We start from the raw sequence: 20,998 nt of genomic DNA on the forward strand, positions 1-20,998 counted from the left end.
TCAGCGCTTGCGCAGCATGGCGCCGAGCACGTTGGAGAAGTCGTCGGTCCAAGCCGTCACGCCCACCGTCACATCAGCCGGGACGAGCGGCTGCCAGCCGGGGCGGCCGAGCAGCCGGTCCGTCACGGCCGGGCTGCGGCTCAGCATCACCACCTCGGTCGGGAAGCTGCGCTCGGCGAGCGAGGGCACCAGCGCCGCCGAGGCCGCGCGCGGCATCACCACGCCGGCGAGGCCGAAATGCTCGGCCAGGGCCGCGACCTGCCCGGTGACGTCGAGATAGCGGTTGGTGGTGTTGAGGATGATGGCGCCGCCGGGCGCGAGCTTGCCGAGATACATCGCGAAGGCTTCCACCGTCAGCAGATGCACCGGGATGGAATCGGAGGAAAAGGCGTCGAGCACGATGGCGTCGTAGGCGACGGGCTCCTCGGCCAGCATCAGCCGGGCATCGCCGGTGACGATCCCGGCCGCCGGCGCGCAGGCGTCGAGGAAGCGGAACCAGCGGGGATCCCTGGCGATGCGGATGACGCTGGGATCGATCTCGAAGAAGGTCCAGGCCTCCCCGGGCTGCGCCTGGCAGGCCAGGCTGCCGGCGCCGAGGCCGGCGACGGCCACCTGCGCCAGAGGCCCGCCATGGGCCGCCCGCAGCGCCGTCATGGCCTGGTCGATGCCGCCGCCGAAGCTGTAATAGGACAGCGGCTCGGGGCGGCCCGCGGCGGGCTCGCCGTCCGCCTGCTTCAGGCGCATGGTGCCGTGCACGGTGCTGCCGTGGACGATGTCGCGATAGCGCCCGCCCTCGCTCAGCACCAGCCGGTTGACGCCGAAGAAGGAGCGCACGGCGTGCTCGGTGGTGCCGCCGTCGGTGGCGATGGCGAGCACCGCCAGGAGGGCGGCCGCGGCGCCGGCGCTGCGCAGGGGCACCCGACGCTCGAACCAGATCGCGCCGGCGCCGGCGGCGACGAGGCAGGCGCCGACGACGAAGACCGCCGACCCCGGCAGCAGGGGCCGGACCAGCCAGAAGGCGGCGACGGCGAGGGCGAAGCCGGCGAGCTCGGCCGCGGCGCGCCTCAGGCGCGGCGCCGCCGCGGCGGGCATGCAGGCGAGCGCCAGCACGATCAGGATCGGATATTCGTAGATGCCGTTGAAGACGAGCGGGCTGACCAGGCCGGTGAACAGGCCGCCGAGCACGCCGCCCAGCGACATCAGGAGATAGAACGCCGTCAGGTCCCGCGCCCCGGGCCGCAGGCGGTAGAGCTCGCCGTGGCACATCAGGGCGGCGGCGAAGAAGGCGCCGAGATGCAGCGCCAGGCTGGCGAGGAGGCTGGCATCGAGCCAGTAGAAGCCGGCGCAGAGCAGCGCCGCCGCGGCCGGCCAGAGCCGGATCGCCAGGGCGTGCGGGATCGGCGGCCTGTCGCGGAAGGCCAGCACGAAGGTCAGGAGGTAGAGCGCGAGCGGCGCCACCCACAGGAAGGGCACGGCGGCGATGTCGGTCGAGATATGGGCGGTGACCGCCACCAGCAGGCCCGAGGGCACCAGGGCCAACAGCACCCAGGCGGCGCGGCGACGCAGGCCGATGCGCTCCGCCGGTCCGGCTGGCTCCGCCGCGGCCGCGCCCGCCGCGCCCCGGCCGGCCACGCAGGCCGCGCCGAGGGCGATGCCGCCGGCCAGGAGCGCGAAGCCGGCGTCCCAGGCGAGGGTCTGGCGGCCGAGCGTGAGGAACGGCTCGATGCCGGTGGGATAGGCCAGCAGCGCGGCGAAACTGCCGAGGTTGGAGGCGCCGTAGAGGAAATAGGGATCCGCCGCCTGCGGATGGCCCGAGCGCGAAAACCAGCTCTGCAGCAGCGGGCCGTTGCCGGCCACGGCGAAGAAGGGCAGGCCAACCGAGAGCGCGAAGACGCCGAGCAGCCAGACCGCCTCGTGGTCGGCGCCGGGACGGCCGAGCCGGTCGCTGACGCCGATCGGCAGCGCCAGCGCGAAGGTGCCGGCGATGAGGGCGAGATGCACGAGGGCGCCGGCCCGGACGGAGAGGTACCTGGCCGAGAGATGGGCGTAGAGATAGCCGAGCAGCAGCAGGCCCTGGAAGACCACCATCGCCACCGACCACACCGCCGGCGTGCCGCCGAGGCGCGGCAGCACCATCTTCGTGAACATCGGCTGCACCGAGAACAGCAGGAAGGCGGAGAGGAACAGGGTGGCCGCGAACACCGGCAGCGTGAGGGACTGGAGGCCCCGAAGCCCGGAAGGCCCGGTCGCGGCGCGGCGCGCATCGGCGACGGAGAGGTCGAGCGACATGGAACCGGCGGCCTCCAGGCAAGGGCGGGCCACTGTGCCGGCAGGCGCCTTAAGATCGCCTTACGGCATGGTTGCGCCGCGGGGCCGGAGGCTGGTGCTTTTCATCCCAGCATAAATCTGGACCTTCCCGGCCGGCGGCGGCACCGGCAAGAAGCGGCGGGCCCGGACCCTGGCGGGCTCTCTCGCCAAGTGCCTTGCCATGTCCGAATTGACAGCAGGCGCGGCGCCCGGAACGGCGCGGCGCCATTTCAGGACCACGGCGCTGATCATCGCCAGCGCCATGTTCATGGAGCAGCTCGACGCCACCGTGCTGGCGACGGCCCTGCCGACCATGGCGCGTTCCTTCGCCGTCTCGCCGGCGCAGATGAGCATCGCGCTGACCGCCTATCTCCTCAGCCTGGCGGCGCTGATCCCGGCCAGCGGCTGGGTCGCCGACCGGTTCGGCGCCCGCAGCGTGTTCTCCGCCGCCATCGGCGTGTTCATGCTGGGCTCGATCCTCGGCGCCGCGGCGCCGACCCTGCCGCTGCTGGCGGCGGCCCGGCTGCTGCAGGGCGCCGGCGGCGCCATGATGGTGCCGGTCGGCCGCCTGGTGCTGCTGCGCAGCGTCGACAAGCGCGACCTGGTCTCCGCCATGGGCTGGCTGCTGGTGCCGGCCCTGATCGGCCCGGTGCTCGGCCCGCCGGTCGGCGGCCTCATCGTCACCTGGCTCGACTGGCGCTGGATCTTCTACGTCAACATTCCGATCGGCTGTGTCGGCCTGGCGCTGACCCGGGCCTTCATCCCGGATCTCCGGGAGGAGCGGCACGAGCCGTTCGACGGCCGCGGCTTCCTGCTTTCGGGCGCCGCCCTCGCCTGCCTGCTGTTCGGCTTCGAGACCGCGAGCCGCGCCAGCGCCGGCGAGGCGCCGCTGGCCGCCCTGCTCGTCGGCGCCGGCCTGGCCTTCGGCGCGGCCTATGTCGTCCATGCCCGCCGGCCGGGCGCGGCCCCGCCGATCCTCGACCTCAGTCTGATGCGCATACCGACCTTCCGCATCTCGGTGATCGCCGGCTCCCTCACCCGCATCACCCAGGGGGCCCAGCCTTTCCTGCTGCCCCTGATGATGCAGGCGGGCTTCGGCCTGTCGGCGGCGACGAGCGGGCTCCTCACCTTCGCCACCGCCTGCGGCTTCGTGCTGATGAAGGCGGCGGCCGCGCCGATCCTGCGGCGCTTCGGCTTCCGCACCACGCTGATCTGGAACAGCCTCGTCTCCAGCCTGCTCTATGCCGGCTGCGCGCTGTTCCGGCCGGGCTGGCCGCACTGGGCCATCGCCGCCGTGCTGCTGGTCTGCGGCCTGTCGATGTCGCTCCAGTTCGCCGCCTACAACGCCGTCTGCTACGACGACATCCCGCCGGCACGGACCGCCGCAGCCAACAGCTTCTACAGCACCTTCCAGCAGCTGATGCTCTCCTGCGGCATCTGCACCGGCGCGCTGGCCCTCAGCGCATCCCGGCTGGCCTTCGGCCACGCGCAGGTCATGCCGGCCGATTTCTCCGTCGCCTTCCTCGCCGTCACCGCGATCTCGCTCTTGGCCTGCCCGGTCAGTGCCGCCCTGCCGCACCGGGCCGGCGCCGCCATGAGCGGCCATCGCGGGCCGCGCCGGGACGAATAGCCGGGTGCGTTGGCGGCCGGGTTCAGCCCGCGTTCATGGTCGATCCACCACCCTCCGCCGGTCGGCGTTGGGGCGGGAATGGAGGCGACATGGCCAGGACCGCGCTCGCGATGGCGCTGATTCTGCTCGCGGCGGCGTTGCCGGCCCGGGCCGAGACCTGCCCGCAGCCGTCCACGCCCACGGCAACGATGACGCCGGCGCCGCGCCCCGATCTGAGGCCGGACCGGCAGGCTGCTATCCGCGACGCGCTGGCGGCCAGGGCCTATGGCGCCATCGCCCTGGGCGATTCGATCATGGAAGGCTGGAGCGAGCAGCGCCTGAGCCGCGATCTCGGCATGCCGGTGCTCGATGCCGGCTTCGGCCAGGACGGGACGGAGCACGTGCTCTGGCGGCTGCAGGCGCCGGACTGGCGCCGGCAATCGCCCCGCATCGTGCTGCTCCTGGTCGGGACGAACGACATCGGCTACCCCGCCTGCGCCATCGCCTGGGGCATCCGGACGGTGGCCGCCAAGGCACAGGCGCTGTTTCCGCAGGCCCGGATCCTGGTCACCGCCATCCTGCCGCGCGGCACCGACATGCTGGGCGGGGACGAGCGGATCCGCGCGGTCAACGCCGCGCTCGCGGCCGCCGCCGCGTCGGCTGGATTCGCATTCTTCGATCCGCACGACGCCTTCCTGTGCGGACACCACACGCCATGCCCGCTGTTCCAGCCCGACCTCAACCTTCACCTGACCGCCCGCGGCTATGACGAGCTGGACGCGCGCCTCGCCGCCTTCCTGGCCGGACGAGGGCTCGAGCCCCGATGACCCCGACGATGCCCGCGCGGTCGCGCGCGACGGGCACGATCCCGGAGCGACCTTTCCCTTGCGCCTGCGCACAACTTCCGTAACCTCCGGTCATCTCCGACCATCCGGAGCACAGGCACCATGGCGCCCAGGAAGAAGTCGGCCAAGCCCGCGGCAGCGCCGGAGGAGACCATCCACGCCCTCATCGACCAGCTGCAGCAGCACCGTGCGCTGGCACCGGGAGCGGACAAGCTCGTCGCCATCGCCGGCGATTCCAAGGCGCTGTTCGAGCTCGCCAGCCGCTCCCTGGCCGCCTCGGCGACAGGCCTCGGCGAATGCCGCCGCGCCCAGCCCTTCAAGCCGCTCCGGCTCGTCCTGAAGGACGAGGGGCTGTTCTGGTGCTGCACCCACGATCCGCCCCATAGCGTCAAGGTGGGCTGATGGGCAGCGTCCTCTACGGGGCGATCGTCGCGCTCTATGCCGGCCTCGGCGGCGCCTTCCTGGCCTATCTCTGCCTGGCGCAGCATCCGGGATGGGCCATCCTCCTGGTCGTGATCATCGGCGGCATCGGCCATGGCTGCGACAAGCTCGGCGAGAGCTGCTTCTGGCGGCGGCCGCGGACCGCGCTGCTCCTGAAGGAGGTCTGGATCCTCCTGCCCGCGACGGTCGCCGCGGCGGCGACCTGCATCCTCATCCTGTTCAAGCAGGAGCTCTCGGCCTGGCCGATCTTCGGCCCGGTCGACACCGCCAAGGACCAGAACGCCCTGATATCAGGCCCGGTCTCCGACGCGGTCGTCGCCTTCGTCGGCGCCATCATCCTCAAGGCGGCGAGCGATGCCGACGGCGAATGGCTCGCCCCGCGCATCGCCGCCGCCTTCGCGGACCACTACAAGCGGGGCGTTCCGGCGCAGACCACGGACGAGGTCTATCTCTACGACGACTACGAGGGCGTGAACGCGCCGCTCGACCTGGCGGTCAGCAGCGACGACGCGCCCGGCGGCCTGAGCGGCTGGGGCCTCGCGGCGCGCTGGGCCCGCGCCGGCGTCATCGCCGGCCGGCTGCCGAAGGCGTAGCGACCGCCCTCACCCCTGCGCCCCCAGCCCCCGGCAGCAGAAGGCGACCATGGGGTCGATCATCTCCTCCAGGTCCTCGTTGGCGCGCAGGCAGTGCTCGATGATCAGCGGATGGCAGGTGGCGATGTTGGCCATCTGCACGCAGCGCGCCGCCACCGCCGGGTCGCCCTCGACCCTGAACTCGCCGGCGGCGATGCCCTCGCGGATCAGCTCGGTGAGGATGCCGAGGATCACCGCCTTGTGGGCCTTGACCACCTCCCAGTTCTCGTCGATGGCGGCATGGACCATGGCGTGCATGCGCTGGTCCTTGATGTAGCGCTGCACCGTGGCGCGATAGGTCGCCCGGATCACGCCGAGAAGCCGCTCGCGGGCGGAGAGGCCCGGCTGCGTGGCGGCGGCGTGGGCGACCTCCTCGATCTCGCCGGTGAGGAGCCGCGCGACCGCCTCCGTGATGCTGCTCTTGGAAGCGAAGAAACGGTAGACATTGGCCGGCGACATCGACAGCTCCGCTGCGATGTCGGCGACCGTGGTCTTCTGGTAGCCGAACTGCCGGAACAGCCGCTCGGCGGTCTCGACGATGCGCCGGCGCGTCTCCAGAGCCGCGGGCGTGTCCGCCCCGGGCCGCAGGCCGGCCGGCCCCGCATCGATCCTGTCTTGCTCCATCGTCTCCATGGCCCGCGATTCATGCCCTTTGCGCGACTCTAGCAGATTTACGCGCCCGCGCCTCGCCCGGCGCCCTGCCGTGACGCATGATATATATGCACTGACGAATATTGACAATCATCATTAAACATTCGATTGTGCGCCGGCCAGACCACCGGGAGACACGTCATGGCCGCCAGCCGATCGCCGTTCCCAGCCGCCTCCGCCCTGCGCGGCGCCGTCCTCGTCCTGCCGCTGCTGCTCGGGGGTTGCCTGCCGTCCGGCGAAGAGGCGAGCGCGCAGGCGCCGCAGCCGCGGGCGGTGCGCGTCCAGATCGTCGCCTTTGAAGCCCGGCCGGAGACGCGCAGCTTCGCCGGCACGGTGCGGGCGCGGGTCGAGGCCGACCTGGCCTTCCGTGTCGCCGGCAAGGTGGTGACGCGCCTGGTCAGCGTCGGCGACCGGGTGCGGGCCGGCGAGGCCGTGGCTGCGCTCGACGACACCGATCTCAGGCTGCAGGCCGAGGCGGCCGGGGCCGAGCTCGCCGCGGCGCGCTCCTCCCTCGCCCAGGCGCAGGCCGATCTCGCCCGCATCGCCGCGCTGGAGAAGCACGGCTGGGCGACCAATGCCGCCTCCGACCGCCAGAAGGCGGCGGCGGACGAGGCCATCGGCCGCGTCACCCGCGCCGAGCGCAGCCTGGATCTCGCCCGCAACCAGCTCTCCTACGTGACGCTGCGGGCCGATGCCGACGGCGTGGTGACGGCCACTTCGGTCGAGCCGGGCCAGGTGGTGGCGGCCGGCCAGGCGGCGATCCGCCTCGCCCATCTCGGCGAGACCGAGGCGGTGGTCGACCTGCCCGAGACCTATGTCGGCACGGTGCGCGAGGCCGAGGCCCGCATCGAGCTCTGGTCGGCGCCGGGCCGCAGCTACCGGGCGCATCTGCGCGAGCTCAGCCCGGCGGCCGACCCCGGCACCCGCACCTTCGCGGCGCGCTTCACCATCGAGGACGCCGATGCGGCGGTGGCGCTCGGCATGACCGCCACGGTGACGCTGAGCCGCCCCGCCGGCCCGCCCCTCGCCCGCCTGCCGCTCAGCGCCGTCTATGACGACGGCCGTGGCCCGATGGTCTGGGTGGTCGGCGTCGACGGCTCGCTGACCGCCCAGCCGGTCGCCGTCGCCGCCTACGGCGCCGAGGACGTGGCGATCCGCTCCGGCATCGCCGCCGGCGACAGGGTGGTGGTGCTCGGCGTCCACAAGCTCGACGCCGGCCAGCGCGTGCGCATCGCGGCCAACGGCTGAGGAGGCGGGTCATGCATCGCTTCAACCTGTCGCGCTGGGCCGTCGCCCACCCGGCGCTGGTGCTGTTCCTCATCCTGGCCTTCGCCGTCGGCGGCGCGCTCTCCTATCTCAGGCTCGGCCGGGCGGAGGACCCCAACTTCACCATCAAGGTCGCCATCGTCAGCGCGACCTGGCCGGGCGCCACCGCGGCCGAGATGCAGGACCAGGTCGCCGACCGGGTGGAGAAGAAGCTGCAGGAGCTGCCCTTCTTCGACCGGGTCGACACCTATACCCGCTCCGGCTTCATGGCGGCGACCGTCACGCTCAAGGACACGACGCCGCCGCGCCAGGTGCCGGAGCTGTTCTACCAGCTGCGCAAGAAGCTCGACGACATCCGCGGCACCCTGCCGGCCGGCGTGATCGGCCCCGCCGTCAACGACGAGTTCGGCGACGTCTATTCCATCCTCTACATGATCAGCGCCGACGGGCTCGACCTCGGCCGGCTGAAGGACCTCGGCGAGGATATCCGCCAAAAGCTGCTCGCCGTCCCGAACGTCAACAAGGTCGACCTGTTCGGGGTGCAGGACAAGATGATCTTCGTCGAGTTCAGCCATGTCCGGCTGGCGACCTTGGGGGTGACGCCGCAGGCGATCTTCGACAGCCTGTCGCGCCAGAACGCGGTGGCTCCCGCCGGGGCGGTGGAGACCGGGGCGACCTCGATCCCGCTGCGCGTCTCCGGCGCGCTCGACGGGGTCGCGGCGATCGAGGCGATCCCGGTCGAGGCCGGCGGGCGCGTCTTCCGCCTCGGCGACATCGCCACCGTGCGGCGCGGCTTCGAGGACCCGCCGACCAGCCTGATCCGCCAGAACGGCAAGCCCGCCATCGGGCTCGGCATCTCCATGGCCAAGGGCGCCAACATCCTCGACCTCGGCCGCGACGTGGACGCGGCCATGGCCGGGATCCGCGCCGACCTGCCGGAAGGCATCACCATCGACCAGATCGCCGACCAGCCGGCGGTGGTCGCCCATTCCGTCGGCGAGTTCATCCGCAGCTTCGCCGAGGCGCTGGTCATCGTGCTGATCGTCTCGTTCCTGTCCCTGGGCTGGCGCACCGGCATCGTGGTGGCGCTTTCCGTGCCGCTGGTGCTGGCCATCGTCTTCATGGTGATGGAGACGCTCGGCATCGACCTCAACCGCATCACCCTCGGCGCCCTGATCATCGCCCTCGGCCTGCTGGTGGACGACGCCATCATCGCCATCGAGATGATGGTGGTGCGCATGGAGCAGGGCTGGAGCCGGGCGCGCGCCGCCGCGGCCGCCTGGGATTCCACCGCCTTCCCGATGCTGACAGGCACGCTGGTCACCGCCGCCGGCTTCGTGCCGGTGGGCTTCGCCGCCTCGGCCGTGGCCGAATATGCCGGCGGCATCTTCTGGGTGGTGGCGATCGCGCTGATCGCCTCCTGGATGGTGGCCGTGGTGTTCACGCCCTATCTCGGCGTCAGGCTGCTGCCGGATTTCGCCAAGGGCCGCGCCGCCCATGCCGATCCGGAGGCGATCTACGACACGCGCATCTACCGCACCCTGCGCGCCGCCATCGACTGGTGCGTGCGCCGGCGCCTCCGCGTCATCCTTGCCACCGTGCTGGTCTTCGCCCTGGCGATCGTCGGCTTCGGGCGTGTCAGCCAGCAGTTCTTCCCGCTGTCGGAACGGCCGGAGCTGTTCTTCCAGCTGCGCCTGCCCGAGGGCTCCTCGATCACCGCCACGACCAAGGCGGTGCAGGACGCGGAAGCCCTGCTCAAGGGCGATCCCGACATCATCGACGCCACCGCCTATATCGGCAATGGCAGCCCGCGCTTCTGGCTCGGCCTCAACCCGCAGCTGCCCAACCCGGCCTTCGCCGAGATCGTCATCCTCTCCAAGGACACCGAGGCGCGCGAGCGCATCAAGGCGCGGCTGGAGACGGCGCTCGCCGGCGGCGCCATCTCCGAGGCCCGCGCCCGGGTTGACCGCTTCAATTTCGGCCCGCCGGTCGGCTTCCCCGTGCAGTTCCGCGTCGTCGGCAAGGACCCGGCCGAGCTCAGGCGCATCGCCGACGCGGTGCGCGACGTCATGCGCCAAAATCCGGACATCCGCGATCCGCATTTGCAGTGGAACGAGATGGCGCCGGCGATCCGCCTGGTGGTCGACCAGGACAAGGCCCGCGCCCTCGGCCTGACGCCGCTCGACGTGTCGCAGGCCATGGCGACGCTGCTCTCCGGCTACACGGTGACGGAGATGCGCGAGGGCAACGACCTCGTCGGCATCGTCGCCCGCGCCGTGCCGGAGGAGCGGCTGGACCCGGCCCGCATCGGCGACCTCACCGTGACCAGCCGCAACGGCGTGCCGGTGCCGCTGGCGCAGGTCGCGCGCATCGAGGCCGCGCACGAGGAGCCGATCCTGTGGCGGCGCAACCGCGAGCTGATGATCCCGGTGCGGGCCGACATCCGCGACGGGGTGCAGGCGCCCGACGTCACCAACGCCATCCTGCCGAAGCTGGAAGCCATCCGGCGGGCCCTGCCGCCGGGCTACCGCATCGAGACCGGCGGCGCCATCGAGGAGAGCGAGAAGGGCAACGTCTCCCTCTTCGCCATGTTCCCGATCATGATCGCGGCGACGCTGATGCTCCTGATGCTGCAGCTGCAGAGCTTCGCGCGCCTCGCCCTGGTGCTGACCACGGCGCCGCTCGGCATCATCGGCGCCTCGCTGGCGCTCAACCTCTTCGGCGCGCCCTTCGGCTTCGTGGCGCTGCTCGGCCTGATCGCGCTCGCCGGCATGATCATGCGCAACACCGTGATCCTGGTCGACCAGATCGAGTCCGACGTCGCCGCCGGCCACGACCGGCGCAGCGCCATCGTCGACGCCACGGTGCGCCGGGCCCGGCCCGTGGTGCTGACCGCGCTCGCCGCCATCCTGGCGATGATCCCGCTGTCGGAATCGGTGTTCTGGGGGCCGATGGCCATGGTGATCATGGGCGGCCTGTTCTGCGCCACGCTGCTCACCCTGTTCTTCCTGCCGGCGCTCTATGCCTTCTGGTTCCGCGTGTCGCGCCTGCGGGAGACGGCGCCTCCGGCGGCCGAGCGGACGCCGGAGGCGCCGCTGGCGATCGCCGCGGAATAGCCGGAGCGGTCCGCCGCCTCACCATGCCGGCGGCGGGCCTGTCGAGCCGCGCCGGGCGAGGGTGACGGCGAGCGTCTCGCGCTCGGGCGCGCCGTCATGGTCGAGGATCATGTCGACCGCGCGCCGGCCGATCTCGGCGATCGGCTGGGCGATGGTGGTCAGCGGCGGGTCGGAGGTCTCGCCCGCCGGCACGCCGTCGAAGCCGATCACCGAGACCGCGCCCGGCACGGCGATGCCGCGCCGGCGCAGCCAGGCGAGCGCCTCGAGCGCGATGCGGTCCGACATGGCGAGCAGCGCCGTCGGCGGCTCCGGGCCGTCGAACAGGACTTCCAGGCCGGCGCGGATGCTCTCCGGCTCGTTCTGCGTCTCGTAGATCGGCACGCGCCGCGCCTCGATGCCGGCCTCGGCCAGGGCGGCGAGATAGCCGAGCGCCCGGTCGCGCGAGGTGGTGTAGACCGCCGAGCGCAATTCGCCCGGCAGCATGATGCCGTAGCGCTCGTCCGAGAAGGGCAGCGACAGGATGGCGAAGCGCCGGTGCCCGAGCTCGGTGAGGTGGCGCGCCGCCAGCTTCGCCCCGGCCGCATTGTCGATGCCGATGGCCGACATGGTCTCGTCGTCCTGGCCGAGATGCAGGGCGACGAAGGGCAGCTGGCGCTCCCGCGTCAGGGCGACGAGCCGCTCGCCCTCGTCGATGCACAGGAGGATGAAACCGTCGACCAGCGCCGACTGGATGTTCCAGGCCAGCCGCTCGTCGTTCATGGCCGAGACCAGCGCCAGGCCCGCGCCATGGGCGTCGCAGGCCTCGGCAATGCCGGTCATCAGCGCGCAGGCGAAGGGATCGGCGAAGAAATAGGGCAGCGGCTCGGACGTGGCGACGCCGATGGCGTTGACCCGGCCGGCCCGCAGCATCTTGCCGCGCGGGTCCGGGCCGCGATAGCCCATCGCCTGCGCCGCCGCCTCGACCCGCTCGCGCACTTCCGCGCGCACGAGGTGCGGCCGGTTGAAGACGTTGGACGCCGTCCCCTGCGACACGCCGGCCGCGCGGGCGATGTCGACCAGCCTGACGTTCTTCTCCAACGCAGACCTCCCGCCGTTGCCCGACTGGGATAGCACGGGGCTTGAATCGGTTCAATTTCGCTTGACATCCGATTCGGCCGGCGTATTTTTTTGAATCGATTCAATACTTACGCACCCCGACTTTGAATCGATTCATAAGCCAAACCACGGAGAATCCAGCATGATTCCCGCCAGCTATTTCTTCCGCGACCTCTACCGCCGGCAGTGGGTCGACGCGCCCCCGGAGCAGCCACCCGCCCCGAAGGCCGCCGAACCCGTGCCGGCGCGCAAGCAACCACGCCCCGCCGCGACGCTCACCCGGCTGTCCGACCTGCTCGCCGGCCTCTTCGGCGGCGGCCCGCGGCCCCAGGCTCGGCGGCTCTGAGCACGCCGAAGCCCCTCCTCCGTGTCCGTTGGCGTTCGCGTGGATGGCCGGGTCAAGCCCGGCCATGACGGAACGGTGGCGGCAAGGACGGTGACGGCTGCGCCAACCGCAACCGTCATGGCCGGGCTTGATCCGCCCATCCACGCGAACGCAGGCGATTCAAGCAAGGACACCGGGCAGAGCTGCGCCAAACGTGCCGAGGTTACGTACGGGTGACCCGGAAGAGCCCGCTCCTCACCGTCCCGAGGCCCCGTCCCGCAATCCCTGCGCCAGATGGTCGGCCATCAGCGCCGCGGGGCGGGCCAGACCGGGGGCGCGGTGCAGGCGGATCTCGGCGCCGGGCAGCGCCGGCAGGCCGTGCTCGACGACGCGCAGGCCAGGGCCCAGCATGCCGCGCTTCAGCACGGTGACGGCGAGGCCCTGTGCCACGATGGCCTCCACGGCCGCCATGCTGCGGCTGACGGAGGCGAGGCGCCAGGGCAGGCCGGCCGCCTCCAGCGCCGCGATCGCCCAGTCGCGGAACAGGCAGCCGGGCTCGGACAGGGCCACCGGCAGCGGCCGCTCCACCTCCGACGCGTGGCCCGGCGCCGCGGCCCAGGCCGCCGCCTCGCGGCGCAGGAACGCTCCCTCCGTGGCGCCCTCGCCGTGCATGGCGACCACGAGGTCGAAGGCGCTGCCGAGCCGCGGCAGCATGCGGGCGGTGAGGCCGACCTCCATCTCGACCTCGACCAGAGGATATTGCGACCGCGCCGCGGCGAGCAGCGCCGGCAGCACCCGCGTGCCATAGTCCTCCATGACGCCGATGCGCACCCGCCCCTTGACCCGATGGCCGGAGAGCCGCGCCAGGGCGTGGTCGCCGAGGTCGAGGATGCGCCGGGCATCGGCGAGGAAGCCCTGGCCGGCGGCGGTGAGCTCGACCCGCACGGTGGAGCGGCGCAGCAGGGCGACCCCGAGCCGCTCCTCCAGCCGCTTCACCTGCAGGCTGACGCTCGCCTGGGTGCGGCCCAGCGCCGCGGCGGCGCGGGTGAAGGACAGCCGGTCGGCCACCGCCACGAAGGCGCGCAGCAGCTCGGGATCGAGATTGGGCGTACTCATAGCAAAGCTTTATCAGAGCCATTGTCCTTATTCGATTCCCGCGTGAGCGCACCTGCCCTACGCCTGTGGCGAGGCCCAGGAACCGCACCATGACCGAAACGCTCGGCGTCCTTGCCGCCGTCCTCTCCAGTGCCCTCGGCGGCACCGCGGTCGGCGCCACGCGCTACCTCGCCGGCACGCTCGATGCCGTCACGACAGGCGCCGTGCGCTTCGCCGGCGGCTTCCTCATCTTGCTGCCGCTCGCCCTGTGGCGGGGCGATCCCTGGCCGGCCCGGCGCGACTGGCCCGGCGTCGCCGGCCTGGGCCTGCTGTTCTTCGGCCTGTTCCCGGTGCTGTTCAATGCGGCGCTGGCGCTCACCACCGCCGCGCGCGGCGCGCTCGCCCTCTCAACCCTGCCGCTGCTCACCATGGTCGCCGCCGCCGCGCTCGGCGTCGAGCCGCTCACCCCCCGCAAGAGCCTCGGCGTCGCCGTCGCCATCGGCGGCGTCGCGCTGGCGCTCGCCGGCAGCCTCACCGCCGCCCCGCCGGGCGCTTGGCGCGGCGACCTCGTCATGGTGGCGGCGGCCCTGTGCATGGCGCTCTACACCGTGTGGTCGCGCCCCTTCATCACCCGCAGCGCTCCCATCCCCTTCGCCGCGGCGGGCATGGGCGTCGGCGCCGCCGCCCTGACCGCCCTCGCCGTCCTGCGCGGCGGCCTGACCGAGCTCGCCGGCCTGTCCAGCCCGCAATGGCTCGCCTGCGCCTATCTCGCAGCGGTCTGCGGCGCCCTGATCTTCTTCCTCTGGGCCTATGCCATGGGCCGGGCGCCGCCGACGCTGGTCGCCGTCTCGGTGGCGGTCAACCCGGTGACCGCCTCGCTGTTCGGCGTGCTGCTGCTGGGCGAGCCGGTGAGCCCCGCCCTGGTCCTCGGCCTCGTCCTGGTGCTCGCCGGCATCGCCATCGCCTCCGGCGGGCGCAGCCGCAAGGCAGCGTAGAGCGCCCTCGCGTCAGGGAGCGCGCAGCCGCGTCGGTGCCCGACAACGGCCGCGACATCGATGGATCGAACCGCACCGATGAGGCGGATGTCACCACGACGACCGCCTCGATTTGCAGCCGCCTCGATTTGCAGCTTGCCGCAGCGGCACCCGCACGCTAGCTTCGGTTGCAGTGCACCCAGATTGCGCGGGTGCGGGGCTCGGGGGAGCTTCATGCCGGATGGCGTTGGCGCCACTCGCGGGCGAGTGGTTGCGTGTTTTGGCTTGAACGGCGCCCCGTCGAGCGCCTGCGCAAAGTCGCGGTGCGTCAGTTGGGAGCCGTACGCCCGCGCCGACGCGGCCAAGGATGACCGACGTCAGAACATTCGAGCATGCCGCCCGCGCTCGTCGAAAATCTTCCGGAGCAAGACCTCGCCCGGGGCTGCCCGCACCGGTGGACATAATACGGCTGAAGAGCGCAATGCATAAAATAAACAATAGATCGATTATAGATCGCGGATACAGCTTACTCGGATTGATATACCTGACATTAATATTTTCATTACTCCTGGGAATTCAATCTTGTATGGCTCGATCCACCTCATCGTGGGCCACCCTGCCCGACGGGCGGGTCGTCATCGAGATCTTCAACGAGCGCCTCGCCTTCTCCCCCTCCGACGACGGCTATGTATCGTTCAGCAGGTACGACGACGGGACATATCACGTGATGTCGCTGGCGGAGGTGATCGGGGACGCAGATGATGCCAGAGCCTTCTTCGACAAGGACAGATCTTCCCGGTCGGGCATCACCGTCAACCTTTCGACCAATCCCGCCTCGAACAAAGCCCCGGGCCGGCCTTTCCTGGGCGCATTCGATTGGAACGCCATCCCGCGCACAAATCCAACAAAGCTGCTGGCCTTCGAAATCTTGTCCGACAATCCACTCATTGAGGGAGTCAGGGGGTGGCTTCGCCCGCACCAACGCGAACAATTGCCGCCAACCGATCGCTACCCACTCGCATCGGCGACGAGTGAATACGGCTTTACATCCTATCCAATCAGCAGAACCTTCAATCATCTGCAGAAAGAGGAGCCGATCGAGACCCTGTATATACTACCGGGCTCCCATCGCTCCCCGCCTTTGAGGGGCAATCTCGCAATCCTATGCAGATGGCTGGGATCACCTTGGCGGCACTGCGAGTTCACGCAGTACAGCAAAGACATGCTTATCAGAATGTTTTGGCAATGGCCTGAGAACGAATTTCCAGAAGGTTCGTGGCAGACTGTCGATCGGCTGTCGCGAGCTATTGCTGGTCATATCTTCATCGATCGAGGGGAAGGGGATTTTGAATGACATTCTCCATCACTGATAGTTTCGTCCTTGAGCAAATCCGTATCGCAGGATTAGCGAATAATTGGCAGTCAACCTACGAATTAGTATACGAAGCACTCACCAATCCTGAAACCGGCGAAAGATATGAAACTGTAGATCCCGCAGTCTACATCTGGGTTGAGGGTGCAAAGAAAGTCAATGGGAGCGAAGGTGCATTCGCCGCCTATATTCGCGACTATACCGCTCGGCAGTACGAAATTCGCAACGGAAGTCCTGCTCAAGATATTTCTGAGCTTATACAGAACGCCTCGGATCAAATAGCCAGCAATTTCGCAAAGCAGTTATTATACGGAAACACAGACACATCATTTGATGCTCTTCCACTTTCCACAGCCTCTCTGCCTAGCCTCCATGTTGTCGGTTTAAATGACGCAGCCGGCGCAGCGTCAAGGGTTTTTCCTGCAGCAACGTCAACTGGGAACGACAACTACTCCCCCTGGGCGGGTACGGTCTTGTTCACAAATCTTGGTGACGGATCATTCTTCCGCGATTGGGCTTTGACCCGCGGCACGTCGGATTTCAAAAAAGAATCTGGAGTTTACGACCTGATCGCCATCGCACAAACGGTGGTTGAGCTAAAGACCTTTGAACGTTTTCTTCAGACAGTTATGGCCGGAGAGTTCGGCACGTATTTGGCGGTTCGCGACCTTGGAGACATCGCTCGCACAGAAAACACAGATGCTGCCAATGTATTCCTTAAGGGCTCCTACGGTGACGATGTCGCAACGGCGTATGACATTGGAGCATCCATCTTTGATGATTTCACCGGCATCGTCCAATCCCAATGGTATAGTGTGGGTAGCGTGCGGTCCGACTCCGGTTCCAAGGCCCTCACGCTCACTTCTGACAATGCCATGGTTCACGCGGGAGCGGGGAGCGATGAAATCAATGCAGACGCTTCCTGGAGCGCCGCATCTGCCCGAGGCGGACTTGCGGTCATAGACGGCGGAGATGGGTCGGATATCCTGAGTTATGCGAGCTTCGCAGCTTACATATCCATTTACTTGGAAGCCGAAGGAGCATTTGGGTATCGGGCACTTGTTCGGAAAAGTGATGATGCCCCTCTGGGTTCTCGCGATGCAGTTTACAATGTCGAGAAGATCATAGGGACTGATCAGGCAGACAAAGCAGTATTACCGAGCAATTTTAGCAAGCAGAATCTGAAGCTAGATCTCGGGGCCGGCCAGAATGAGGTGACCTACAAAGCCTCGACCGAGGCCGCCCCCCCAGCCACCGGCCACCTCAAGATCAACTTCGCGACCACCACGGCCGATGGCACACCGGTGGGAACGACACAAAACACCATCACCATCGACGACGGCATCGATGCGGACAATCGCAACGCTCCCATGCTGTTCGTCGACGGCCACCAGCTCATCGGCGGCGCCACCTTCGTCTACGACAAGACCGACGTCTACAGGGCGGGCGACATCCCGAATCATGCGCTGTTCCGCCCGCAAGGCGAGTATGCCGGCTACGGGCAGGACATCACCCAGGCCGACTACAACACCTATTATGCCGAGGCCGTCGCCAACATGTTCAAGAATGCCGGCGCGCTCAGCGCCACCGGCAATCTCTTCGGCATCAGCATGGGCCTGCTGTTCGCCACGAACGATCTGGCCCAGCTCAGCAATTTCGAGTCGGCCTGGGTCTCCGACTGGCAGACGAGGACCGTCGGGCTGTGGGGCGAGATCTACCAGCTCTCCGGCACGACGCTGACCGTCGACTGGCGGACCGGGGATCCTGCCAAGCCCTACACGATCACCATCAACAACTGGCACCAGGGCGACTTCGGCATCAGCCTGACGCAGCTCGGCCTGAGCAATGCGCTCGATTCCGGCACCAATGCCGACGGCATCCATACCAATATCGAGAGCGGCTCCGTTCCGGTCTCGGTCTATCGGCAGCAGCTCGCGACGATCGGCTACGGCTTGGGCGAGGACTTCGCCTCGTCGGGCTTTGCAGCCCTGGCGGCCGCGGGCGACGACGACTCGCTGATGCTGATGGGATCCGACGCCGCGAACACGCTGACCGGCGGCGCCGGCGGGGACTTCCTCAACGGGCGCACCGGCAACGACACGCTCGAAGGTGGCGAGGGCTCCGACACCTACTTCTTCAACACGGGAGACGGAGCCGACACGATCAGGGACAGCAGCGGCCGCATCGTGTTCCAGGACGGCATCGACCTCGCCGCGGTGACCAGGCAGCTCGTCGTCGGGGCGAGCGGGTTCAAGGACATCCTCGTCACCTACGGCGCGGACACGATCCGCATCCTGGGGAACGGCGCCGACGCCGATCTCGGAGCCTGGACCTTCGAGACGACGGTGATCAGCCAGGTGCCGATGCGCGACTATGACGGGCCTCGCCCGCCCTACAGCACGACGCCGAGCGCCGGGCGCGACTCCCTCAGCGGCGATGCCGGCGCCAATGTCCTGGCGGGCGGCGCCGGCGACGACCTGCTCTCCGGCGGCAAGGGCGCCGACACCTACGTCTTCAACCTCGGCGACGGCAAGGACATCATCCGCGAGGAGCTGATCACCCAGGACAGGAACATCATCCAGCTCGGCACGGGCATCGCGCCGACGAACGTCCTCGTGGTGCAATCCGCCGGCGGCGGCGATTTCGTGCTCCGCATCGGAAGCGGCGGCGACGAGCTGACCCTGCAGAACCGCCTGATCACGGCGTCCGCCAGCCTGGACGAAGTCCATTTCGCCGACGGCACGGTCTGGACGATGCGGGACCTCCTCGCACGCTCCAGCGCCCCCACATCCGGGGATCAGACGATCTATGGCGACATCTTCGCCAACGAGATCGGCGGCGGCGCCGGCAACGACCTGCTCATCGGCAAGGCCGGAGAGGACATCTACCGCTTCAACCTCGGCGACGGCCGCGACACCATCCGCGACGGCGGCCTCTCCACCGAGATCGACACGCTCGTCTTCGGACCGAACATCCAGGCCGCCGCGGTGACGGTGGTCGCGAATGGCGACAGTATCGAGCTGCGCGTCAACGCCAGCGATATCGTCGTGCTCGAGAACGCCGTGAAGGGCGTCCGCTTCAGCGCCGACGCCGTCCGCTTCGCCGATGGCACGCTCTGGAGCTATGATGATCTTCTCGCCAAGATCGGGCTTCATGGCCAGACGATCACCGGCACGTCGGCCGCCGAAACCCTGACGGGAACAGCGTTGGCCGACGTCATCGACGGGCGCGGCGGCGCCGACCAGCTCAACGGCGGCGAGGGCGGCGACACCTACCTGTTCCGCGCCGGATCCGGCAACGACACAATCACGGAGAATGCCGGCCCGACCGCGACGGACAAGGTCGTTCTCGAGGGGCTCAATCCCGGCGACGTCTCCTTCGCACGCGCTTCGAGCAACCTCGTCGTCACCATCCTCGCCACGGGCGAAACACTGACAGTCCTGGGACATTTCACCGGAACGCTCAACGGCATCGAGCAGGTGATCTTTTCCGGCGGCCAGGCCTGGTCCCGCGACCGGATCGAGGACGCGGTCCGCAATGACGGCGTCATCACCATCCGGGGCACGAATTTCGTCGACACGCTGACCGGCACCAGCGGCGCCGACCGTTTCCTCGGCCTCGAAGGCAACGACACCATGTCGGGAGGGGCGGGTGTCGACCGCTACGTGATTGCCGGAGCGGACGGCACGGACATCATCAACGACGGCGGAAGCGACGCCTCGGAGATCGACATCGTCGAATTTGCCGCCGGCATCGCACCCGGCGACGTCGTGGTGTCGCAGGACGCGGCCGGCGAAGATTTGATCCTGTCGATCAACGGATTGACCACGAGGACGATCCTCGACGGCAGGATCGTTTCCGAGACTGCGGGCGCCGATGAAGTCCGCTTCTCCGACGGCACGGTCTGGTCCTATGCCGTGCTGTGGGAAAAGTCTGTCACCGCGACCGCCGGAGCCGACCGCTTCTTCGGAGACGCCCGCGCCAACACGATCTCCGGCGGCGCCGGGGACGATGCCCTGACCGGACGCGGCGGCGACGATACGCTGGCCGGCGGCAGCGGCAACGACGTCCTGGATGGCGGCGAGGGGAACGATGTCCTCGACGGCGGCGCCGGCAACGACACACTCAGAGGCGGCGCCGGCAACGACACCTATGGGGTCGATGCCGCCGGCGACCTCGTCATCGAGAACGCCGCCGAGGGGACCGACACGATCCAGACCACGCTGGCGAGCTACACGCTCGGCGCCAATGTCGAGAACCTCACCTTCACCGGCACCGGCGCGTTCGCCGGCACCGGCAACACCCTGGCCAACCTCATCGTCGGCGGCAGCGGCAGCGACACGCTGAACGGCGGCTCCGGCAATGACACACTCGACGGCGGCGCCGGCGGCGACACGCTGATCGGCGGCCTCGGCAACGACGTCTTCATCGTCGACAGCGCCGGAGACAGCGTGGTCGAGAACGCCTCCGAGGGCCTCGACGAGGTCCGCACCACGCTCGGCAGCTACACGCTCGGCGCCAATGTCGAGAACCTCACCGGCACGGCGACCACGGGGCAGATCCTGACGGGCAACGCCCTCGCCAACACCATCACCGGCGGTGCCGGCAACGACGCCCTCGACGGCGGCGACGGCAACGACGTGCTCGACGGTCGCGGCGGTGACGACACCCTGACCGGCGGCCTCGGCGCCGATACCTACTATGTCGACTCCATCGGCGACGTGATCGTCGAGGCCGCCGTCGGCGGCTCCGACACGGTCATCACCACCCTGGCCGGCTACACGCTGATCACCGGTGTCGAGAACCTGACTTATGCCGGCACCGGCGCCTTCACCGGCACGGGCAACAGCGCCGCCAACGTCCTGACCGGCGGATCCGGCAACGATGTGCTCAGCGGCAGCGGCGGTGCCGACACGCTGAACGGGGGCGGCGGCAACGACACGCTCGACGGCGGCACCGGCAATGACACGCTGATCGGCGGCGCCGGCAATGACGTCTATGTCGTCGACGCCGTCGGCGACGTGGTCACGGAGAATGCCGGCGAGGGCACCGACGAGATCCGCACCACGCTCGCCGTCATCGCGGCGCTGGCGGCCAATGTCGAGAACCTCACCTATACCGGCACCGCGGCCTTCGCCGGCACCGGCAACGGCCTCGACAACGTCATCACCGGCAGCAGCGGCAACGACACGCTCACCGGCGACGCCGGCAACGACAGGCTCGATGGCGGGGCCGGCAACGACACGCTGCTCGGTGGTACCGGCGACGAT

14 protein-coding genes are annotated in these 20,998 nt (G+C 69.3%); 10 read left to right on the forward strand and 4 right to left on the reverse strand.

The genetic code is table 11. The features are described from left to right. A complete protein-coding gene (locus QO011_RS39150) occupies positions 1-2,289 on the reverse strand; it encodes a fused MFS/spermidine synthase (RefSeq protein ID WP_307285091.1) in 2,289 nt (762 codons plus the stop codon). Positions 2,290-2,488: 199 nt separating this feature from the next. Between QO011_RS39150 and QO011_RS39155 the strand changes: the two genes are divergently transcribed. The 4 genes from QO011_RS39155 (at position 2,489) to QO011_RS39170 (ending at position 5,795) form a co-directional block, all read left to right on the forward strand. Then, positions 2,489-3,937: an MFS transporter gene (locus QO011_RS39155; RefSeq protein ID WP_307285093.1), complete on the forward strand. Its 1,449-nt coding sequence runs from the start codon at positions 2,489-2,491 to the stop codon at positions 3,935-3,937. Positions 3,938-4,026: 89 nt separating this feature from the next. Further along, complete coding sequence (locus tag QO011_RS39160) at positions 4,027-4,743, forward strand: GDSL-type esterase/lipase family protein (protein WP_307285094.1); 717 nt, start codon at positions 4,027-4,029, stop codon at positions 4,741-4,743. Positions 4,744-4,863: 120 nt separating this feature from the next. Beyond that, positions 4,864-5,163, forward strand: a complete 300-nt coding sequence (locus tag QO011_RS39165; protein WP_307285096.1) for a hypothetical protein — start codon at positions 4,864-4,866, stop codon at positions 5,161-5,163. Beyond that, on the forward strand, positions 5,163-5,795 hold the full coding sequence (locus QO011_RS39170) for a hypothetical protein (protein ID WP_307285098.1): 633 nt from the start codon (positions 5,163-5,165) through the stop codon (positions 5,793-5,795). The genes QO011_RS39165 and QO011_RS39170 overlap by 1 nt, the downstream gene beginning before the upstream one ends. A 9-nt stretch (positions 5,796-5,804) precedes the next feature. Here QO011_RS39170 and QO011_RS39175 read toward each other — a convergent pair whose 3' ends face one another. After that, positions 5,805-6,458 (reverse strand): TetR/AcrR family transcriptional regulator, encoded by a 654-nt coding sequence (locus QO011_RS39175; RefSeq protein ID WP_307285100.1) that lies wholly within the window; start codon positions 6,456-6,458, stop codon positions 5,805-5,807. Between the two features lie 168 nt (positions 6,459-6,626). On the opposite strand from QO011_RS39175, the gene QO011_RS39180 reads away from it, so the two are divergent. Both QO011_RS39180 and QO011_RS39185 read left to right on the forward strand, forming a co-directional pair. Further along, complete coding sequence (locus QO011_RS39180; protein ID WP_307285103.1) at positions 6,627-7,733, forward strand: efflux RND transporter periplasmic adaptor subunit; 1,107 nt, start codon at positions 6,627-6,629, stop codon at positions 7,731-7,733. 11 nt (positions 7,734-7,744) lie between these two features. After that, a complete protein-coding gene (locus tag QO011_RS39185; protein WP_307285105.1) occupies positions 7,745-10,867 on the forward strand; it encodes an efflux RND transporter permease subunit in 3,123 nt (1,040 codons plus the stop codon). Positions 10,868-10,885: 18 nt separating this feature from the next. On the opposite strand, the gene QO011_RS39190 is transcribed toward QO011_RS39185, so the two are convergent. Beyond that, complete coding sequence (locus QO011_RS39190) at positions 10,886-11,944, reverse strand: LacI family DNA-binding transcriptional regulator (RefSeq protein WP_307285108.1); 1,059 nt, start codon at positions 11,942-11,944, stop codon at positions 10,886-10,888. A gap of 160 nt (positions 11,945-12,104) precedes the next feature. Here QO011_RS39190 and QO011_RS39195 point away from each other — a divergent pair, with 160 nt between their 5' ends. Further along, the gene (locus QO011_RS39195; RefSeq protein ID WP_307285112.1) at positions 12,105-12,308 is read left to right on the forward strand and encodes a hypothetical protein; all 204 of its coding nucleotides are present in this window, start codon (positions 12,105-12,107) and stop codon (positions 12,306-12,308) included. Between the two features lie 234 nt (positions 12,309-12,542). Here the strand turns inward: QO011_RS39195 and QO011_RS39200 are convergent, their stop codons facing one another. Continuing rightward, positions 12,543-13,403, reverse strand: a complete 861-nt coding sequence (locus QO011_RS39200) for a LysR family transcriptional regulator (protein ID WP_307285114.1) — start codon at positions 13,401-13,403, stop codon at positions 12,543-12,545. 89 nt (positions 13,404-13,492) lie between these two features. Between QO011_RS39200 and QO011_RS39205 the strand changes: the two genes are divergently transcribed. The 3 genes from QO011_RS39205 to QO011_RS39215 all read left to right on the forward strand — a co-directional run. Further along, on the forward strand, positions 13,493-14,377 hold the full coding sequence (locus tag QO011_RS39205; RefSeq protein ID WP_307285116.1) for a DMT family transporter: 885 nt from the start codon (positions 13,493-13,495) through the stop codon (positions 14,375-14,377). Positions 14,378-14,942: 565 nt separating this feature from the next. Next, positions 14,943-15,710, forward strand: coding sequence for a hypothetical protein (locus QO011_RS39210; protein ID WP_307285119.1), 768 nt, complete (start codon positions 14,943-14,945; stop codon positions 15,708-15,710). Continuing rightward, positions 15,707-20,998: beta strand repeat-containing protein (locus QO011_RS39215; protein ID WP_307285121.1), on the forward strand; the 5,292-nt coding region annotated here is incomplete at its 3' end. The genes QO011_RS39210 and QO011_RS39215, both read left to right, overlap by 4 nt.

The sequence above is a fragment of the Labrys wisconsinensis genome (assembly GCF_030814995.1).
Classification (GTDB): domain Bacteria; phylum Pseudomonadota; class Alphaproteobacteria; order Rhizobiales; family Labraceae; genus Labrys; species Labrys wisconsinensis.

Excerpts from the sequence above, each read along its gene's own strand:
- QO011_RS39150 (WP_307285091.1), bottom strand. The coding sequence starts at position 2,289 with ATGTCGCTCGACCTCTCCGTCGCCGATGCGCGCCGCGCCGCGACCGGG.
- QO011_RS39155 (WP_307285093.1), top strand. The coding sequence starts at position 2,489 with ATGTCCGAATTGACAGCAGGCGCGGCGCCCGGAACGGCGCGGCGCCAT.
- QO011_RS39160 (WP_307285094.1), top strand. The coding sequence starts at position 4,027 with ATGGCCAGGACCGCGCTCGCGATGGCGCTGATTCTGCTCGCGGCGGCG.
- QO011_RS39165 (WP_307285096.1), top strand. The coding sequence starts at position 4,864 with ATGGCGCCCAGGAAGAAGTCGGCCAAGCCCGCGGCAGCGCCGGAGGAG.
- QO011_RS39170 (WP_307285098.1), top strand. The coding sequence starts at position 5,163 with ATGGGCAGCGTCCTCTACGGGGCGATCGTCGCGCTCTATGCCGGCCTC.
- QO011_RS39175 (WP_307285100.1), bottom strand. The coding sequence starts at position 6,458 with ATGGAGCAAGACAGGATCGATGCGGGGCCGGCCGGCCTGCGGCCCGGG.
- QO011_RS39180 (WP_307285103.1), top strand. The coding sequence starts at position 6,627 with ATGGCCGCCAGCCGATCGCCGTTCCCAGCCGCCTCCGCCCTGCGCGGC.
- QO011_RS39185 (WP_307285105.1), top strand. The coding sequence starts at position 7,745 with ATGCATCGCTTCAACCTGTCGCGCTGGGCCGTCGCCCACCCGGCGCTG.
- QO011_RS39195 (WP_307285112.1), top strand. The coding sequence starts at position 12,105 with ATGATTCCCGCCAGCTATTTCTTCCGCGACCTCTACCGCCGGCAGTGG.
- QO011_RS39200 (WP_307285114.1), bottom strand. The coding sequence starts at position 13,403 with ATGAGTACGCCCAATCTCGATCCCGAGCTGCTGCGCGCCTTCGTGGCG.
- QO011_RS39205 (WP_307285116.1), top strand. The coding sequence starts at position 13,493 with ATGACCGAAACGCTCGGCGTCCTTGCCGCCGTCCTCTCCAGTGCCCTC.
- QO011_RS39210 (WP_307285119.1), top strand. The coding sequence starts at position 14,943 with ATGGCTCGATCCACCTCATCGTGGGCCACCCTGCCCGACGGGCGGGTC.